Here is a 3,812-nt window from a genome sequence, read left to right as displayed (position 1 = left end):
TGACTTCATATAGTTAGTCTCTTAACTATAATACTTGACTATTTTTCACAAAATAAACATAAAAAAAGAAACAAACTTAAATTTAGTTTGTTTCTATAAAGAAATACTTCCCTACTTTTTTAGAAATGATTTTTGTACCCTTATCTACTGTACTATAAACATAAACATCTTCATCTTCTTTAATATTTTCATATCCTATAAACAATATATTTCCATCTTTATCTTTAATCATCCCTCTATCAGGATCTATTTGCCTAGGAAAATCATATATTACTCTTTTTAGTTTACCATCTATAATACTATATATAGAGGCACCACTACTTTCTTCTTCCCCTAATATATATATACTTCCAGCTTCTTCAGCTACGGAACTAATATACTTAAATTTATCTGTAATTTTGACTAAGCTTTTATCCTTTAAGGAAAATCTATTTACTTCTTTTTTTCCATTTAAAGAATTGAGCATAAAGTAAATATATTCATCAGTTAATTGCATATATTCTATTATTCCTTGCTTAAGCTCATACAATAAGGTTTCTTCATCTGAGGATATATTATAAGAATATATCCCATTTTTATTTTCCTTATCATTAATTCCATAATAAATAATAGTATTATTATCTTTCCAAAAGTAATTTTCGCCTGATATTAAAGTGTTTATTTCCAAGGGAATATCTTTTTCATTAGAGCTATCAAATATAGAAAACTCAACTTCCTCAGCTTCATTATATTTCTTATACAAAATCTTATTCCCTTTTGGAGACTGTTTAGCACTAGATAAATCGGTGAAATCTTTTAATATATATTCTTTATTATTTATCCCTAAAACCAACTTTTTTTCTTCAGAAATCTCTGAAGCTTTTAAATATGAGTTAGTTTCTTTTCTATAGGATAAAACATATCCGTCTTCATTTTTTGAAAGAACTTCATTTTTATAAATATCGCTAATTAAAGATATCTTTCCATTCCTATCATAAATTACACTTACTTTATTAATTCCTTCATAGTTTTTAAAGGTTATTTCATTCTCAGGTTTATTGTTTTCAACTTGTGTATTTTTACATGAAACAAAAAGAAGGCATGAGGTTATTATAAAAACACATATCAACCTAGCATTCTTCATTTTGTTAGTTTATATATATACCTCTCCATTACAAATAACTTCCGCATTTCCAATCATATATACCCCTTCCGTTTCAATTAATACTTCTAAAACCCCACCTGGAACATGTACCTTAACCTGTTTATTTGTATATCCTTTATCAAAAGCCGCAACGGCCGCAGCACAATTTCCAGTACCACAAGCTAAAGTTGCCCCTGCTCCTCTTTCCCAAGTTCTCACTTTTATATTATCCCTATCAAGTACCTCACAAAAATTAACATTTGTTCCTTCAGGAAAAATTTCATGTTTTTCAATTGCTCTACCTTCCGTTATATCTGTTTCTTCTTCTTCAAATATAACAGTATGTGGAACTCCTAATAACATAGATGTAATATTATATTCTTTATTATTTGCATGTAGTTCAAAATCTTTTAATTTTTCATTTATTTTTACTGGTATTTTATTTGGTTCATAACTAGCTTTACCCATAAAAACCTTTATTTCAGAGATTTGATCTCCAATAAGCTTTATATCCACATCCTTAAGTCCATCGCCAGTCATTATTTTCATTTTGCTCTTTTTAACAATTCCTAAATCATATATGTACTTTATGAAGCATCTTAAGCCATTACCACACATAGCTGCATATGAGCCATCAGAATTAATTATAACCATTTCTGAATCCGCTTCCTTGTTATTCCTAACTAAAAGTACTCCATCTGCTCCAATACCAAAGTGTCTATGACATACCTTTTTAGCTAGCTCACTTTCTTTCCCTAAAAACGTCTCATTTCTATCATCAATTACAATAAAATCATTTCCATTTCCATGCATCTTATAAAACTTCATTTCTTTACCTCCACCTTGATACAATTATTTTAAACGTGTATACTAAATTTATATGTTTTTTGAAAGGAGACTACAATGGCATTAGATGGTGTTTTTCTACACAATTATATAAATTATTTAAGACCACTTTTATTGAATGCAAAAATAGATAAAATAAATCAACCTGAAAAAGATGAGATAATTTTCACATTAAGAACTGGAGGAAAAAACAGAAAACTATTAATTTCTTCCTCAAGTAACTATCCTCGTATTCATTTTACTAAAGAATCTAAGGTAAATCCACTAAAAGCCCCAATGTTTTGTATGGTTTTAAGAAAATATTTAACAAATGGTAAAATAAGAGAAATTACTCAATATGAAAATGATCGTATTTTAACCATGCTTATTGAGTCTACAGATGAGCTGGGATTTGATTCAGTTTATAAACTAATAATAGAAATAATGGGTAGACATAGTAATATAACTTTAGTAAGAGATAGAGATAATAAGATTATGGAATCTATTAAACACATAACCTCAGAAATCAATTCCTATAGAGTTCTTTTTCCTGGAATAAGCTACGTTTATCCACCTGAAAGCAACAAACTTAATCCTCTATCATTTACTTATGATGAATTTAATAGTTTCCTAGCCACAAAAGACTTAAAGTTTAACTCTAGCTTTTTTAGCAAGACTTTTACTGGTGTTGGTAAAGTCTTAAGTGAAGAACTTTATTCTAATAGTTTAAATAAGGATATGGAGGAAGTTTATAATTACTCTCAAAAGTTTTTCAGCGATATTTTAAATGAAACCTCTTTTACTTTATATAATCAGAATGGGGAATTAAAAGATTTTTATTGTTTAAATTTAAATATCTATAAGGATTTAAATAAGGAAATTTATGAAGATCCATCAGAACTTCTTGAAAATTTCTACAAACAAAAAGATAAACAAGATAGATTAAAAGGTAAGGCTAGCGATATACAAAAGATAATAAATACCAATATAGAGAGATGTAATAAGAAGTCTAAAATACTTAATGCTACTATAGAAGATTGCTCTACTAAACAAGATTTTAAGATTAAAGCAGATATTTTAAGCTCCTATATTTATAATATAAAAAAAGGTGATAAAAAAGTCAGCTTATTAAATTTTTATAGTGAATCTGAAGATGAATATATAGATATTGAACTTGATGAAAATAAAACTCCATCAGAAAATATTCAATACTATTATAAAAAATATAATAAGTTAAAAAAATCAGAGCAATCTGCTTTTGAACAATTGGAGAAAAATGAAGAAGAGTTTAATTATTTAACCTCTGTTTTGTCTAACTTAAACAACTCAGAAAGCTATGACGATATTGAGGAAATAAAAAATGAATTAATAGAAACAGGTTATATTCGTTTTAAGAAAAGTTCAAAAAAGGATAAAAATAAGGTTTCTAAACCCTTGCATTTTATCTCTAGTGACGGATTCCATATTTATGTTGGGAAAAATAATATTCAAAACGACTATTTAACCTTAAAATTTGCAAATAAAGAAGATATATGGTTTCACACAAAAAATATTCCTGGCTCACATGTAATTATTAAAGGTAGTAACCCTTCTGAAGTTACAATTAAGGAAGCCGCTAATTTAGCTGCATTTTATAGTAAAGGAAAGTTATCTTCTAATATTCCGGTTGACTATACACCTGTTAGGTACATAAAAAAACCTAACGGCTCAAAGCCTGGAATGGTAATATATTCTCAAAATAAAACCATTTATATAAATCCTTCTGAGCCTAGAATTAATAAGCTTTAGCCACTAACCCCTGTCTTGCAGAAAATTTTTAAGATATTTTTGAATTCAAGAATTATTCTATTCTTGAATTCTTCTA

Annotated in this window: 3 protein-coding genes; 1 reads left to right on the top strand and 2 read right to left on the bottom strand. The window is 27.4% G+C overall.

Features of this window, described 5'->3' with window-relative positions; genetic code table 11:
- Positions 1-82 precede the first annotated feature (82 nt).
- Both B3N22_RS17380 and dapF read right to left on the bottom strand, forming a co-directional pair.
- Positions 83-1,108 (bottom strand): hypothetical protein, encoded by a 1,026-nt coding sequence (locus B3N22_RS17380; protein WP_286909022.1) that lies wholly within the window; start codon positions 1,106-1,108, stop codon positions 83-85.
- 24 nt (positions 1,109-1,132) lie between these two features.
- Positions 1,133-1,951, bottom strand: coding sequence for a diaminopimelate epimerase (dapF, locus tag B3N22_RS17375; protein ID WP_286909020.1), 819 nt, complete (start codon positions 1,949-1,951; stop codon positions 1,133-1,135).
- Positions 1,952-2,026: 75 nt separating this feature from the next.
- Here dapF and B3N22_RS17370 point away from each other — a divergent pair, with 75 nt between their 5' ends.
- On the top strand, positions 2,027-3,736 hold the full coding sequence (locus B3N22_RS17370) for an Rqc2 family fibronectin-binding protein (RefSeq protein ID WP_286909018.1): 1,710 nt from the start codon (positions 2,027-2,029) through the stop codon (positions 3,734-3,736).
- The last annotated feature ends 76 nt before the right edge of the window (positions 3,737-3,812 follow it).

The sequence above is a fragment of the Clostridium sp. UBA1652 genome, from assembly GCF_002320975.1.
Classification (GTDB): Bacteria; Bacillota; Clostridia; order Clostridiales; family Clostridiaceae; genus Clostridium_T; species Clostridium_T intestinale.
Note: the sequence above shows the minus strand (reverse complement) of the source record. Positions and strands in the feature narration are given on the sequence as shown.

What these genes read in the sequence shown, in the direction of transcription:
- dapF (WP_286909020.1), bottom strand. Translation starts at nt 1,951, where the DNA reads ATGAAGTTTTATAAGATGCATGGAAATGGAAATGATTTTATTGTAATT.
- B3N22_RS17370 (WP_286909018.1), top strand. Translation starts at nt 2,027, where the DNA reads ATGGCATTAGATGGTGTTTTTCTACACAATTATATAAATTATTTAAGA.